Annotated in this window: 13 protein-coding genes; 2 read left to right on the top strand and 11 right to left on the bottom strand. The window is 60.3% G+C overall.

Going from position 1 to position 13996, the window contains the following annotated elements:
* Positions 1–182: 182 nt before the first annotated feature.
* Complete coding sequence (locus AB4M76_RS00610; RefSeq protein WP_368439918.1) at positions 183–1739, bottom strand: ABC transporter substrate-binding protein; 1557 nt, start codon at positions 1737–1739, stop codon at positions 183–185.
* 184 nt (positions 1740–1923) lie between these two features.
* Between AB4M76_RS00610 and AB4M76_RS00605 the strand changes: the two genes are divergently transcribed.
* Positions 1924–2829: a LysR family transcriptional regulator gene (locus AB4M76_RS00605; protein WP_368439917.1), complete on the top strand. Its 906-nt coding sequence runs from the start codon at positions 1924–1926 to the stop codon at positions 2827–2829.
* A 100-nt stretch (positions 2830–2929) separates the two neighbouring features.
* Here AB4M76_RS00605 and AB4M76_RS00600 read toward each other — a convergent pair whose 3' ends face one another.
* From AB4M76_RS00600 to AB4M76_RS00570, 7 genes are all read right to left on the bottom strand, one after another.
* A complete protein-coding gene (locus AB4M76_RS00600; protein WP_368439916.1) occupies positions 2930–3982 on the bottom strand; it encodes a succinylglutamate desuccinylase/aspartoacylase family protein in 1053 nt (350 codons plus the stop codon).
* Positions 3973–5616 (bottom strand): ABC transporter ATP-binding protein, encoded by a 1644-nt coding sequence (locus AB4M76_RS00595; RefSeq protein ID WP_368439915.1) that lies wholly within the window; start codon positions 5614–5616, stop codon positions 3973–3975. Before AB4M76_RS00595 ends, AB4M76_RS00600 begins: the two co-directional genes overlap by 10 nt.
* A gap of 2 nt (positions 5617–5618) precedes the next feature.
* The gene (locus tag AB4M76_RS00590) at positions 5619–6476 is read right to left on the bottom strand and encodes an ABC transporter permease (RefSeq protein ID WP_368439914.1); all 858 of its coding nucleotides are present in this window, start codon (positions 6474–6476) and stop codon (positions 5619–5621) included.
* A 4-nt stretch (positions 6477–6480) separates the two neighbouring features.
* Positions 6481–7437 carry an ABC transporter permease gene (locus AB4M76_RS00585; RefSeq protein WP_368439913.1) on the bottom strand — a complete coding sequence of 319 codons (957 nt, stop codon included), beginning with the start codon at positions 7435–7437 and terminating at the stop codon, positions 6481–6483.
* A gap of 374 nt (positions 7438–7811) precedes the next feature.
* The gene (tcuB, locus tag AB4M76_RS00580) at positions 7812–8876 is read right to left on the bottom strand and encodes a tricarballylate utilization 4Fe-4S protein TcuB (protein WP_368439912.1); all 1065 of its coding nucleotides are present in this window, start codon (positions 8874–8876) and stop codon (positions 7812–7814) included.
* Complete coding sequence (tcuA, locus tag AB4M76_RS00575) at positions 8866–10251, bottom strand: FAD-dependent tricarballylate dehydrogenase TcuA (protein ID WP_368439911.1); 1386 nt, start codon at positions 10249–10251, stop codon at positions 8866–8868. Before tcuA ends, tcuB begins: the two co-directional genes overlap by 11 nt.
* On the bottom strand, positions 10248–10928 hold the full coding sequence (locus AB4M76_RS00570; protein WP_368439910.1) for a GntR family transcriptional regulator: 681 nt from the start codon (positions 10926–10928) through the stop codon (positions 10248–10250). The genes tcuA and AB4M76_RS00570 overlap by 4 nt, the downstream gene beginning before the upstream one ends.
* 77 nt (positions 10929–11005) lie before the next feature.
* Between AB4M76_RS00570 and AB4M76_RS00565 the strand changes: the two genes are divergently transcribed.
* Positions 11006–12064 carry an AbrB family transcriptional regulator gene (locus AB4M76_RS00565; protein WP_368439909.1) on the top strand — a complete coding sequence of 353 codons (1059 nt, stop codon included), beginning with the start codon at positions 11006–11008 and terminating at the stop codon, positions 12062–12064.
* Here the strand turns inward: AB4M76_RS00565 and AB4M76_RS00560 are convergent.
* The 3 genes from AB4M76_RS00560 to AB4M76_RS00550 are packed head-to-tail and all read right to left on the bottom strand — an operon-like array spanning position 12039 to position 13994.
* Positions 12039–13013 (bottom strand): D-2-hydroxyacid dehydrogenase family protein, encoded by a 975-nt coding sequence (locus AB4M76_RS00560; protein WP_368439908.1) that lies wholly within the window; start codon positions 13011–13013, stop codon positions 12039–12041. The genes AB4M76_RS00565 and AB4M76_RS00560 overlap by 26 nt on opposite strands.
* Before the next feature lie 9 nt (positions 13014–13022).
* Positions 13023–13178, bottom strand: coding sequence for a hypothetical protein (locus AB4M76_RS00555; RefSeq protein ID WP_368439907.1), 156 nt, complete (start codon positions 13176–13178; stop codon positions 13023–13025).
* A gap of 9 nt (positions 13179–13187) precedes the next feature.
* Positions 13188–13994 (bottom strand): universal stress protein, encoded by an 807-nt coding sequence (locus AB4M76_RS00550; RefSeq protein WP_368439906.1) that lies wholly within the window; start codon positions 13992–13994, stop codon positions 13188–13190.
* Between the last annotated feature and the right edge of the window lie 2 nt (positions 13995–13996).

The raw sequence follows: 13996 nt of genomic DNA, 5'->3' as shown, positions 1-13996 counted from the left end.
GCTTGTATGCGCGCCAAGGTTGAGCAGGAAGAGAAGGCGAGTACAGCATAGCTACGCGTTCACCACCGATTGCGAAGTATCAAAAAGCAGGGCGAAATCACCGAACATAAATTCGGGGCCGTAGGTGTGACACAACGGCGAACCGCCAACTCAAGCGGTCCGCCGCTGTGTCTGCTCTTGCATCAGGCGTTGAACCACCAGCGCTCACCGCAGCGGTTGCCGTCAAGATCCCAGTCGCCCGAAACCTCGCCTGGAATGCCGATTTTCGAGGATTTGGCGTCGAGGAAATCTGCCCAGACCGGCGCGATCAGCCCGCCTTCGTCCGACAGGATGCGCTGACATTCGTGGTAAAGTGCGCGCCGTTCGTCTTCGTCCTTTTCAGAACGTGCCGCGATCAGTGCCTTGTTGAATGCCGCGTTGTCCCAGTCGGTCGCGTTGTAGCCTCCCAATGATTCTTGCGAGTAGGCCAGTGTCAGCATCAGGTCTTCATTTGCGCGACCCGACCAGCGCGAGGCAAAGAACGGCTTTTTACCCCAGATGTTAGACCAGTAGCCGTCCTCTGGTTCGCGCGCGACGTTGATAGTGATCCCCGCCTTCGCCGCGTGTTCGCTGAAAAGCTGTGCTGCATCAACAGCCCCGGTAAACGGCGTATTCGAAGCATGCAGCGTGGTCGCAAGCCCCTCCGCTCCCGCCTCTTTCAATAAGGCTTTGGCCTGTTCGGGATCATAGCTATATTGCGGGAGGTCGGGGTTGTGATAGCGGTAAGCCTCGGAAATCGGTTGATCATTGGCGATCGAACCGTAACCGTTCAGCACTTTGTCAACTATGTCTTGCCGGTCGATTGCCATCTTCATCGCGCGGCGCACCCGTACATCCGAAAACAGCGGATTGGATGTCATCATGCTGAAGCAGTAATGCACCTTGCCCTGCGTTTGCACGAGGTCAATCCCCGGCATAGCCGCCATCAGATTGGCGGTGGTCGGATCGACCGAATTCATAACGTCAATCTCTCCGGTCTGCAGGGCGGTCGTGCGGGCGTTCACGTCGCGGATCGCCAGCATCTCAATGGCATCGAAATGGGCGCGATCTTCCTTCCAGTAGTTTGCGTTCTTCTTGACGATGGACTTGATGCCCGGCTCGTAGGATTCCAGCGTGTAACCGCCGGTGCCTATTCCAGCTCCAAAGTTCATGTCCCCAGCAGGCACAATAACCATCGTGGTCAGCGCCAGAACCGGGGGAAAGCCGGCGTTGGGCTCTTTAAGCGTGATCGTCACCTCATTGGGCGCCGTGGCTTCCACTTCTTTAATCATCGCGACCAAAGATTTGGTCTGGCTGATGGTATTCTCGCCCCTATGGAGGTTGATGGAGAACACCACATCATCGGCGTCCATCGTCTTGCCGTTATGAAACTCGACCCCCTGGCGAAGTTTGAACACCCAGACGGTCAGATCGTCGTTCGGCTCCCAACTTGTAGCCAATTCCGGCACCAGAACGCCACCAGGCCCAATCTCGATAAGGTTGTTGCGCAGCTGCCATTGAAGGTTCTGCATGAACTTAGTCTCATTCACCTGCGGATCCAGCGTTTCACCTGAATCAAAGCTGCCGATGCCGAGACGCAGCGTGCCGCCCGGTTGCGGTGTAGCAGCACGCATGGGGCGCGCCGAAAGACCCAATACCGTCGTCGCGCCCAACGCGCCCGCGCCCAGCAGTAGTGTACGTCTGTTAGTCGAAAGTACCATTCTGAAAGTCTCCCCGGATATCAGCGGATCTTTTAGATCTCTGCATGCAGCGCCGCTGTTAGGCTTGCCATTATGTCTAGTTTTATTATGATAATTTGCGGTATATCATCGTGGCAAACCAGATTTGCGGGAACACTGTTTAGTGTTTCTAAACCCGGCATCTATACGGACATGTAGGTACGCCATGAAACTGCCCCTCCCTCCCCTTCGTGCGCTTCAAGCCTTTGAAAGCTTCGGTCGGCTTGGCTCGGTCACCGACGCCGCAAAGGAACTAAGCGTTACCCCCGGCGCCATCAGCCAGCAGATCAAGATACTTGAGACGCAGTTAAACATACCGCTCATCGTCAAGGACGGGCGCCGCGCGTCGTTGTCCCAAGCAGCTCAATCTTATCACGAGCTCCTGTCGGAGGGTTTTGGCAAGTTGCACCGGGCACAGCATCTGCTGTCGCAGCGGACAGCGGACATCGACGTACAAATTTCCGGTCTGCCCACACTATTGCTGAAATGGCTGAATCCCCGTCTACATCGTTTCGAACCATCGCAACGTGGCGCATCAATTCGACTGGAAGCAACGCATGTGGAGCCGGACCCGCAGTTCTTGAACCACATGTTTCGCCTGACGTACGGCACCGCATCTGAGGCTTTCCCCCATGTCCGCGCCCTTTACCAAGATGAATGCTTTCCAGTCTGCTCGCCGAAGTTTCTGGCAGACAATCCGATCGCGTCCGACCCCGCGGCACTAGGTTCCCTGCCCTGGATCGATATCGACTGGGGCCCGGCCTATACCAGCGTTCCAAGACTAGGCGACTGGTTGATTGCCCAAGGTCAAACGCAGTCTGCGACAAAGCCCATTTCGGTTCATTCGCTTTCCAGTTCAGCGCTTGAAGCTGTGGCCAGCGATCAAGGGATTATGCTGGCGCAGTCTTCCTTTGCTGCAACAGACTTGGAACTGCGGCGGCTGGTTCGTCTGTCGGATCAGACGATACCCATGCCGGAACCCTATTTTATCTGCTGGTCCCCCCTGATGCTGGAGAACGAAACCTCGCGCAAATTCCTTAACTGGATACTGGCAGAAGCCGGGAATATTTAGCCGAGACACGCTAGGCCCTTATCAAGCAAGACTCCATTCTTATCGTGCCATGTCACCATTTGGAGCGCAGAAACCGTCAACGCTTTGACCCACGTTAAAGTTATGGCCCGGCCAGCAGTGCCTCTAGCGCGGAGGCCGATAGCTCGGGGCAGATAACGCATAGATGATCGCCCGGTGCTACGACCGCCCCGGCCCGTAGGATCGCGACAATGCCGTCTGTTCCGGCGCACAGTGCCTGCGGCGCAGCGTCCAGCCGGTGCAGGCGGCGTAGCCGTGCGACAGGCTCGCCCTTTCGCACTGCCTTTCCGATCCTGATCATCGGCTCCACCAAACCGTAATCTTGTGCCGTCACCATCGCCGCCGAGGCGCCTAGATCGAGGAACCGCGTCCGTGGCGCCGAGGCCACGCCCAACCGATGCGCCGCCTTGGCGCGCAGCACGCCCTTATGAACCAGCACGCGCAGAACCCCTTGCCAGCCCACCTCAAGCGCGTCCAAAGATAATTTGCCCTCGCCGCCCAATTCGCAGGACAGCATAGCGCAGCCTGCCGCATGGGCGGCTCCGTCGAAATCACCGGGCGTGTCGCTGGGCGGCACGACCATGGCGTTCGGCAGGCCCATAGCAACGGCGAGATCGCGGGTCTGCGCATTGCGCCCGGGATCGTGCGACAAACATAGATAAGCGGAATCGAGATAATTCGTCCCGCTGCCGCCGGAGTGCAAGTCGATCGCCAAATCCGCCAGCGGCATCAACTGCGTTCCGACAAACCCTGCAATTTCGCGCGTCGGCCCGGCAAAGACCTGACCGGGAAACGCGCGATTGAGGTTGCCACCGTCAAGCGGCGAGACCCGGCTATTGGCTCGAACCGCGGGCATATTCAGCGCAGGCGCCAAGATCACCCCGCCTGCCAAATCGTCGGGTCCCAGCTGCTCGTAGAGACGCCGCACGATAATCTGGCCTTCGTATTCATCGCCGTGGTTGCCAGCACAGACCAGCGCCATCGGTCCGTCACCGCCCCGGATCACCGCCAAAGGCGACTGAATGATGGAAAAGGCAAAGCGGTTGTCGGAATGGGACAGGCCGAAATGGCCCGCGCGCTTGCCGCCGGCGGCGAGATCAAGTTCACAAGTTACAGTGCCAAACTTTAAGGACATCCCGTGCTCTCCGGCTGCACAACCTTGCTCCGCTCCGTCAGAAGCCGGGTAAGCCAGTCGGGGTCCATTTGGGGGACTGAGGACAGCAAAACCCCCGTATAGGGCGCATGCGGCGGGGCAAATATCTCGTCCTTGGGACCCTGCTCAACGATGGTGCCATTCTGCATTACCACGACCCGGTCAGCGATAGAGCGTACCGTCGCCAGATCATGTGTGATGAACATGTAAGTGAGACCCATTTCCCGTTGCAGCCGGTCCAGGAGACGCAGGATGCCCTCTGCCACGAGTTGGTCCAGCGCCGATGTTACTTCGTCGCAAATGATGAACTCGGACTCTGCTGCCAAGGCGCGGGCGATGCAAATCCGTTGTTTCTGTCCACCTGAAAGCTCGCCCGGCAGACGGTCAATAAACTCATCAGGTTCCAGCTCGATCAGGCCAAGAAGCTCGCGAATGCGCGCTTCTTTGGCCCGCCCCTTCATCCCAAGGAAGAACTCTAGCGGCCGGCCTAAAATGTCGCGAATGCGGTGCTTTGGGTTGAGGGCGGTATCCGCCATCTGATGGATCATCTGGACATGGCGTTGAAGAGCCGGCGTCCGGTGGCGGCTGGATTTTGGCAGGGGCGTGCCTTCGAACCGAATTTCCCCCTCGCGCGGCGGCAAAAGACCCATCACGCAGCGGGCGAGTGTCGATTTACCAGACCCGCTTTCGCCGACGACCGCCATCGTGGTCCCACGCGGTATCGCCAAGTCAATGCTTTCAAGCACCGTAACGGCCCCATATCCGGCAGTGACGCCAGCGAGTTCCAGAACCGGCTGAGCGGCTTTGTCGGGCGCAGAAGAGGGGGTACGGCGGAACGCACGCACGGCCCAAAGCGATTTAGTATATTCCTCTTGTGGGCTGGCCAGCATCTGGCGGGTCGGCGCTTCCTCGACATCACCGCCGCGTAGCAGCACCTTGATCCGGTCGGCCATTTGAGCCACCACGGCCAAGTCATGGGTGATGTAGATGGCCGCAGTATTGTACTTCCGCACGATATCGCGGATCGCGGCCAGCACCTCAATCTGGGTGGTCACGTCCAGCGCCGTCGTGGGCTCATCAAAGACGATCAAGTCGGGGCGACAGGACATCGCCATCGCTGTCATCGCGCGCTGAAGCTGCCCTCCCGACACCTGATGCGGATAGCGAAAGCCGATCTGCTCCGGATCTGGCAAGCGGATCGTGCGGTAGAGCTCGACGGCATCACGCTGCGCCTCATGCCGGCTCATGACACCGTGCTGAACAGGACCTTCACAATACTGGTTGATGATCCTGTAGGCCGGGTTGAACGCGGCGGCCGCCGATTGCGCGACATAGGCAATCCGCGCGCCGCGCAACTTGCGCAGGGTATTTCTGCGCGCGCCAACCAGCTCCTGACCGTCGAACTGGATCGAACCGCCACTTATGCGGCAGCCTGCCTTGGTGTAGCCCATCGCCGCGAGGCTCAGGGTCGATTTGCCTGCGCCCGACTCTCCGATGAGGCCGAGAATTTCACCGCGATTCAGCGTGAGGTCCACGCCATTGATGATGGGCTTCCAGCGGCCCTCGGACCGGCCTTCGATCCTAACGTCCTTCATACTTAGCAGTAGATTGGACATGGCTACTCCTTCAGGCCCGAGGACATGTGCAACACCCAATCGACAATCAGGTTTACGCCGATGGTCAGCAGTGCAATGGCGCCCGCTGGCAGCAATGGCGCCAGCCCAAAGGTCGCGGTTTGCCAACTGTGAAAATTGGCGAACCCGATCAACTTTGCACTTTCGCGCACCATGCCACCCCAATCAGCGGTGGGCGGCTGTATCCCAAGGCCAAGAAAGGACAGCGCTGAGATGAATAGGAATACAAAGCAGAAACGCAGCCCAAATTCGGCAACCAGCGGCCCCGCGGCATTGGGCAGCACCTCGCGGCGGATCAGCCACAAAATTCCCTCGCCCCGCATGCGGGCCACCTCGATGTAGTCCATGGTCAAAATGCCCTGTGCCACGGCGCGCGACAGACGAAAGACACGGGTGCTGTCTAGCACCCCAATCACAAGGATCAGCGACAGGACTGATGTGCCGGTGATCGTCAGGATCAGCAGCGCAAAGATCAGCGGTGGGATCGCCATGAGCACATCCACGACCCGCCCGGCAAACGCATCGAACCACCCCGACAGCGTTGCCGCCAAAAGGCCAAAGGTTGTGCCCAGTAGAAAGGCGAGTGCGGTGGTCGCGAGCGCGATTCCGACCGTGTTGCGCGCGCCATAGATCAGCCGGGACAGCACATCGCGGCCCAGTGCGTCCGTGCCAAGGTAGTGCGGCGCGGCCCAAGGGTGATACTGCGCACCGACCGACGCGGCCTCAGGGAACGGCGCGAGGAGGGGCGCGCCGATGGCCAAGACTGCGTAGACGAGCACGATACCAATCCCGATCCATGTGGAGAGGGGCGCGCCGCGCAGGTTGTGGATCACGTTCTGCATGGCGTCACCTTGGATGCATGAGGCGAGGATTGGCGATAATCGAGAGGATGTCGGCCATCAAGTTCAGCAAGATATACGTCCCTGCAAAGATCAGACATGCCGCTTGCACCACGGTCACATCCCGGTTCGACACCGCATCGACCAAGATCTGCCCGAGGCCGGGATAGACGAACACAACCTCAACCAGAACGACCCCGACAATGAGATAGGCCAAGTTCAGCGCGATGACGTTGATGATCGGCGCCAGCGCATTGGGGAGCGCGTGAACCGCGATTACCCGCCAAGGCTTCATCCCCTTAAGGTGCGCCATTTCGATATAGGGAAGCGCCAGTAAGTTGAGAATGGCCGCCCGCGTCATCCGCATCATATAGGCCAGAACAATCAGCGTCAGCGTCATCGCCGGCAGAAACGTCCGGTAGAGCCGCTCACTAAGCCCGTCGCCCACATCCACGTTCGCAAGGCTGGGGAACCAACCAAGCGCGACGGAAAATATCAGGATCAGAATATAGGCGATAAAGTATTCGGGGAAGGAAATGGCGGCAAGCGTTGAGCTGGACAGGATACGGTCAAAAACCGACCCGTTATAGAGTGCGGCCAGCATTCCAGAAATTACCGCAATGGGTACAGCGATTGCAGCAGCATAGCCCGCCAAAAAGAACGTGTTCGCGGCACGCTGGCTGATCAGTTGCGAGATTGGACGCTGGTTGGCCATCGACAGGCCAAAATCCCCCGTGACAGCACCGCCAAGCCAAGAGAGATACCGCTCGTGCAGCGGGTGGTTCAGATCGTATTTGTCACGAAAGGCGTTCAAGCTTTCCTCGGTTGCCGCCTGGCCCAAAACCTCAGTAGCGATGTCTCCGGGCAGCAATTCGATAGCACCGAAGATGATGATCGTTACAATTAGGAGGGTCAGCATCCCGACGAGCAGCCGTTTCGCAATAACAAAGAGGATCGCCAGCATCTATACCAACTTAATTCGAGTTAATCGCCTTATGTCTATACTTATAGTTGGAAAATGAGATCGCGTATAGGATCGCGAGCCTAGAAGCGCTGCATGACCGTTTAGATTTTCTGGCCTTTTTACATCTCGGCGCGTCGCGCCCAATGCAGAGTTTCTGCTGATCTGTTCCGCTGTCAGATCCTAAGGCGCACCATCTATCCGGCGTTGCCGGGTAGATGGTGCGCCTTATTGAGAATTCCGCGTGGTGAGCTTCGATATGGGGCGTTGCAAAAGCCAGCGCCTTCACGCCCCGGAGTTTGCTGATCGGCTCATCTCCCTGCGGCATGGACCGTCGCAGCTAACCCATGCCGAAAACTAGACGAGCACAGCAGGCTTCACCCATCCGCCCTCTGCGCATCCCGTACCAATGCGGCCAGCCGATAGAACCCATGCGCCATCTTGGTAAAGGGCGTCAGCAGAAAGAACGCCAGAACCGACCCAAGGTGAATGACCAAAAGGCCCGGCATCCAGCCTGTTCCGCCCGCGGCATAGAGCACTAGCCCGCTAAGCCCGACGAAGCCCAGCAGCCCGACAAAGGCGATTTCACCGCCGAAGGCATTGGTCGCGCCAAGCCCTTTATCTGCCCGAAGCTTGAGCCGGATCATTTCAGCACAGCCGAGCACCAAGAGAAGACCGCCAGAGAGGCCAAGCAGCTTTGGCACCGAAAACAACCCGTAGGGCGCTGGCATGTTCAACAGGTAATGCATGAGCGTGGCGGTGCTGGTGGATGCGAAACACAAGAGAAACCCATACATCACCGCCTGATGCGCAAGACGCCGAGCATGGGTAAAGCGGTCCTCATCCTCAAAGTTGCAGCCGTCCCCATGTCCGCCCTTGAGGTTTCGCATATTGGCCGCCGAGGCAAAGGCGTGGCGCAGATGTGCAAGACGCACCGGCGCGCCGCCGACCGTTTGCCAATACCGGCGCAGGCCGATTGCGATGCTCAAGAGAGGGAACAGGAAGGCTGGCAGAAAGATCGCAACCATCGCGTTATGCGACAGCACCGCGTAGAACCCTTCGCCCCCGGCGGAGGCCAGCGCCCGCGCCGCCCAGAACAACAGGGCAAAGCCCAGGACGGTTGCGGCAACAATGGCCAGACCGTTCTTTTGAAACGCCTTGCCCATCGCCTGCGGGAAAGCGAATTCTTCCCAACTGTCCTGCCGGACATCGGCCAGGGCTTGCGGAAGGTTCAGGTCAAACTCATGCGGGGCGGTGTATTGGCAGGCGTAATAGCATCCCCGGCAGTTGTGACAGAGGTTTGCCAATTGCGTCAGGTCACCGTCGGAAAAGGCGCGCTCGGCCTGCAACGCCGGGAACACGGCGCAGTAGCCCTCGCAATAACGGCAGGCGTTGCAGACCTCGGCTTGGCGCCGGGCTTCTTGTAGGAAATCAATTTGCATGGGCTGCGGCCTCCTTGCCTGCGATACGTCCAAAAACCGTGCCAATGGTCATGCCAAAACCAGCGAGATAGCCCTGCCCCAGTATCGACCCCGCCATTGTTTCGCCCGCCGCCCAAAGATTGCGGATGGGCTGGTCGCCGATGAAACATTGCGCGTTTTCGTCCACCTTCAGCCCGAGATAGGTAAAGGTAACGCCGGTGCGCAGGCTGTAGCCGTAGAATGGGGGCTCCGTGATTGGGCGCGCCCAGTTCGTCTTGGCCGGTGTGATGCCGCTGGTGCTGACCCCGTCCAACTCGGTGGGGTGAAAACCACTTTGATCCCCGCAGGCATCGTTGAAGGTGGCCACCGTCTGCTCAAGCGCTGCGGCGGGCAGGCCCATTTTATCGGCGAGTTCGGAGAGCGTGTCAGCCTTGATCGGCGGAAAGACCGAGGGCATGAAAAGATTCAGCGATTTGGCGTCAATGATGACATAGCCCACCTGATCGGGCTGCGCGGCCACCAGCCGGCCCCAGATGGCATAGCGCTTGGGCCAGACATCTTCGCCTTCGTCATAGAAGCGCTCACCGTTCTTATTGACGACGATGGAGAAGGGCACGCAGTCCAACCGGGTGACGATGCCGCCGTCGAATTTCGGCGCCCGCCCGTCAATCGCAACCGCGTGGCACTGTGTCGGGTCGCCCACCTGCGCAATGCCCTGGTCCAAGAGGTCCGCCAGCACGACACCGCGGTTATAGGGCGTGCCCCGGATCAGAAAATTCTTTGCCGCCGGCTCCCAGGCGCGGGCCAGCCAATCGGTGTCCGCCTGAAACCCGCCCGAGGCCACGACGACCGATTTCGGGGAGATACTGCATGCCACGCCTTCATAGGTGTAGTCGACCCGCGTGATCTGGTCCCCGTCCAGTTCCAGATGGGTCACCGCCGCCTCATAGAGCACGTCCACCCCAAGCGCTTCGGCAGTGCGGTAATAGGCGTTCACAAGGCTCTTGCCCCCGCCGCGAAAGAACGCATTGGTGCGGGCCAGAGACAGGGTGCCAGAAAGCGAGGGCTGGAAGCGCACGCCATGCTCCTCCATCCACGGCAGGCACTCTTCTGAACCGCGGATCGCGAGCCGCGCGAGATGTTCGTCGGTCTTGCCCCCGGTCACTTTCATAAGGTCGGCGAAATACTCATCTTCGGTGTAGCTTTCGACCAGCGGCCCCAGAGGGCCGTGGTGCATGCAGCGAAAGTTGCGGGTATGGCGGGAATTGCCGCCCCGGTAGGGTTCGGGGCCGACCTCCAAGATAAGCACCCGCGCGCCCGCTTCGGCTGCCGTGATGGCCGCGCAAAGCGCAGCATTGCCGCCGCCGATCACGACGATATCGTAGGTTTCGCTCATAGAAGGTCTCCGTCATAGCTTTCATTGCGCGCCGGTTGCGCCCTCAAGGCGCGCACTCTGACGCGCTGCGCGGCCTCGATATGCGCGCGCATGGCCGTTTCCGCCAAAGAGGCGTCGCGCGCCTCGATCGCGTCCAAAACACCGAAATGTTCTTCCACGGCTTTTTCAGCCCGGGAAGGATCCGTCAGCGTCGTGGGCCCGAGGATCATGAGGGTCTTTTGCAAAGTGTGGATGGAGCGGGTCAAAAAGCGGTTCTTGGCCGCATCCAGCAGGGCCGCATGGAACTGACGGTTCAAGGCAAAGGCTTCCGGCCCATTGCCCAAAGACGCCAGGCTGCGGTTCATCTCGCGCAGCTCCTCGACCTCGATATCCGAAGCGGCCCGTGCCGCCAGACGGGCGGCAGTCCCCTCCAAAACGGCGCGCATTTCATAAAGCTCCATCACCTCGGCGTAGTCCAGGCTGCGGATGCTCGCGCCCTGCCGCGGGATATGGGCGACCACGCCATCGGCCTCCAACTGCCGGATCGCTTCGCGCACCGGCGTGCGGGATACGCCCAGCCGCTCGGCAAGCTCGGTCTCGCGCAGCCGATCACCGGGATTCAACCGCCCCGCACGCAGTTCGTCCATCAAGCGGTTGTAGGCAGAGTTGCCCTGCGGTGTGTGCTCTACATCACTCATCGTTTCCCTCGGCGGATATTGCATACGGGTGGATACATTTGTATTCAAGAGAGGTCAACACGAGAAGGATGCGCCCCTTGCCCGGTTTTTACCCCCTGCCTCCGCTCCTGCGCCGCCGGGCCTTGACCCTGGCGCTCGCCGGGCTCGGGACCGCGCTTTTCTGGGGTCTGAGCCTTCCTTTGCCGTTCCTCTTCGGCCCCATGGCGGCCTGTCTCATCGCGGCGCTGGCGCATGTGCCGATCAAAGGCTTCGGTCAGATTTCGGTCGCGGCGCGCACGATCTTGGGGGTGGCCGTGGGCGCATCGATCACGCCTGACCTGTTCCACGCGCTGCCCCAGATGGCGATGTCGGTCGCGCTGGTGCCGGTATTCATCGCGTTGATCGGGTTGATCGGCGTGCCGTTTTTCCGGCGTTTTTGGGGGTTTGACCTGCCCACCGCCTATTACGCGGCCATGCCGGGTGGGCTGCAAGATATGGTGATCTTTGGCACCGAAGCGGGCGCCGATCCGCGCGCCCTGTCGCTGATCCATGCCACGCGGGTGCTGTTTATCGTGACGCTGGCGCCGGTCTTTCTTACTTTCGCCTATGGCGCAGAGCTTACGAATCCGATCGGCGCGCCGGTTCTTGAACTGCCCTTGGGCGAGATGGCCTTGATGGTGCTCGCGGCCCTGATCGGCTGGAAAGGCGGCGAGCGGATCGGCCTGTTTGGCGCCTCCATTCTGGGGCCGATGATCGTCACCGCGGCGCTATCGCTCTCGGGGCTGATCCACAGCCGCCCCCCGGCAGAAGCGATCCTCGCGGCGCAATTCTTCATCGGCTGCGGGATCGGCGTGCATTTCCTCGGCGTGACCTGGCGCGAGCTGACCCGCGTCGTTCTGGCCGGCATTGCCTATGTCTTGGTGCTGGCCATCCTGGCCGCGGGTTTTACCGTCTTTATCATGTCAGCGGGGCTGAGCGATCCGGTGGAAGCCTTTTTGGCCTTCGCCCCCGGGGGTCAGGCCGAAATGACCGTGCTTGCCATCGTGACCGGGGCCGATCTGGGCTTTGTCATCACCCACCATCTGACCCGTATCGTGCTTGTCATCGTTGGCGCCCCTCTGGTGGCGGGGGTTATGGCGCGAAGACGGAAGGGTTGACCATATGGATCGGCGCCCCCTGCGCATAGGCATTCACCTGGGCGAAGATATCGGCGAACTGCCGGTCAAACTCGTCTTCGGTGACAAAACCGATATGCGGTGTCGCGATCAAACGGGGGTGCGACAGCAGGGGATCGGCGGCATTGGTCAAGGGTTCGGACGCGAAAACATCCACCGCGGCGGTGCCCGGGCGGCCCGCGTTGAGCGCCTGCAAGAGCGCGCCTTCCGCGATCAATCCTGCCCGAGAGGTATTTATCAAGACGGCCCGCGGCGACATCGCGGCCAAGTCCGTCGTGGTGATGGTGCCTTGGGTCTCTGGCGTCAGCCGCAGATGGAGTGACACCACATCGCTATCTGCAAAAAAGGACGCGCGGCTAACGGCCACGGTTTCGCCATCCGCCACCGCCCGCGCACCCCCGGCCTCAGACGCCCACCAAACGACATCCATTCCGAAAGCACGGGCATAATCTGCCACGACACGTCCGATGCGCCCGTATCCGTAAAGCCCCAATCGGCGCCCGCGCAGGCTGCGCCCGACCCCCATCTGCCAAGCGCCAGTCTTCACGCTGGCCATCTGTTGCGGCAATTGCCGCATCGCCGCAAGGATCAGCGCAAAGGTCAGCTCCGCCGCCGCGTAATTGGCCCCATCGCCTCCTTTGGTTGAGCAAAACAGCACCCCCTGCTCGGTGCAGGCCGGGACATCCACATGCGGATAGGCGCCGCGTTGAGAGATCAATCGCAGGTTGGGCAGCTGCCTCAGAAGGCTGCGCGTCACCTTTGTGCGCTCGCGGAACAGCACAAGGCAGTCGGCATTCTGCAACCGGTCGGCCAGCGCGGCTTCACATTCCTCATGGTCGGTCCAAACGGTGACATCATGGCCCTTGAGCAGCTCAAAGCACGGCAGCCCGCGCAGCGTATCGAACCAATCATCAAGGATATGGACCTTCATCAGATCACCCTATGCCGAAAGCGCGTTGATCGCCTTGCTGACCCGCTCATGCAGGATCAAAAACTCCGGATCATGATTGTTCAACGGGCCAAAGCTGGCGACCAGTTCGCTGCGCAGTTTTTCAAGATCACGGCGGGCATTGGCGAGTTTTTCATGGTTGGTCATTTGCAAATCTCAGTGCGACAAGAGAACAGGTATTTTGATTTTCTTCATGACCTCTGCGGTCACCCCGCCCAAGAGGTCTTCTCGGAACTTGGAATGCTCATATGCCCCCAGCACCAGCAGCGACGGATCATGGCGGTCGCAATAGGCCAGCAAGGTCTGCGCAACCGGATGGGTCTCGGGAAAATTCTCATGGGTGGCCAGAATGCCGTGCCGATCCAGATGGCTCAACAGGTCCGCGAGCGGCCAGGAATGGCGCCGGCCGACGGTGAGCACGCTGACATGCCCCTCGGCTTCGAGCAGCCTTAGACTGTCTGACAAGGCGCGCGCGGCAGCGCGGCCCCCGTCCCATGCCAAGGCCGCGTGGCTGTGGGTCGCGCCCGCGTCATAGCCTGACGGCACGACGATCACCGGACGCCCCGAGAGCAGTGCAATCCGGTCAGGGTGAATGACGACGGTGCTGTCGTCACTCTCTGTGCGCGCGCCCACGATCAGCATATCGAAATAGCGCGCGGCTTCCGCAAGCAGCGCATCAACGCGTCCGGTCTCATTGCGAAACTCCAGCGCATCACCCAGATCAAGCTGGGGACGCAGCTCGTCGAATTTCCGGGTCACCTCGGCGACGATCTCTTGGTTCGCCGCCTGTAACAAGGCCCGCGCCTCATCGGGGATCCAACGCGAGCTGCGGTCGATCACCTCATGGGACGCATGGGCGAAAATCGCGGTCACACAGGCGCCCCGTGCCTTTGCCAGTGACGCGGCATAGCGTAGCGCCGCCACCGAGGCGTCGGACCCATTGAAAGCGACAAGCAGGTTCATCA

This window comes from Sulfitobacter sp. PS-8MA, assembly GCF_040933935.1.
Lineage (GTDB): Bacteria > Pseudomonadota > Alphaproteobacteria > Rhodobacterales > Rhodobacteraceae > Sulfitobacter.
This window is presented reverse-complemented; position numbering and strand designations above follow the sequence as displayed.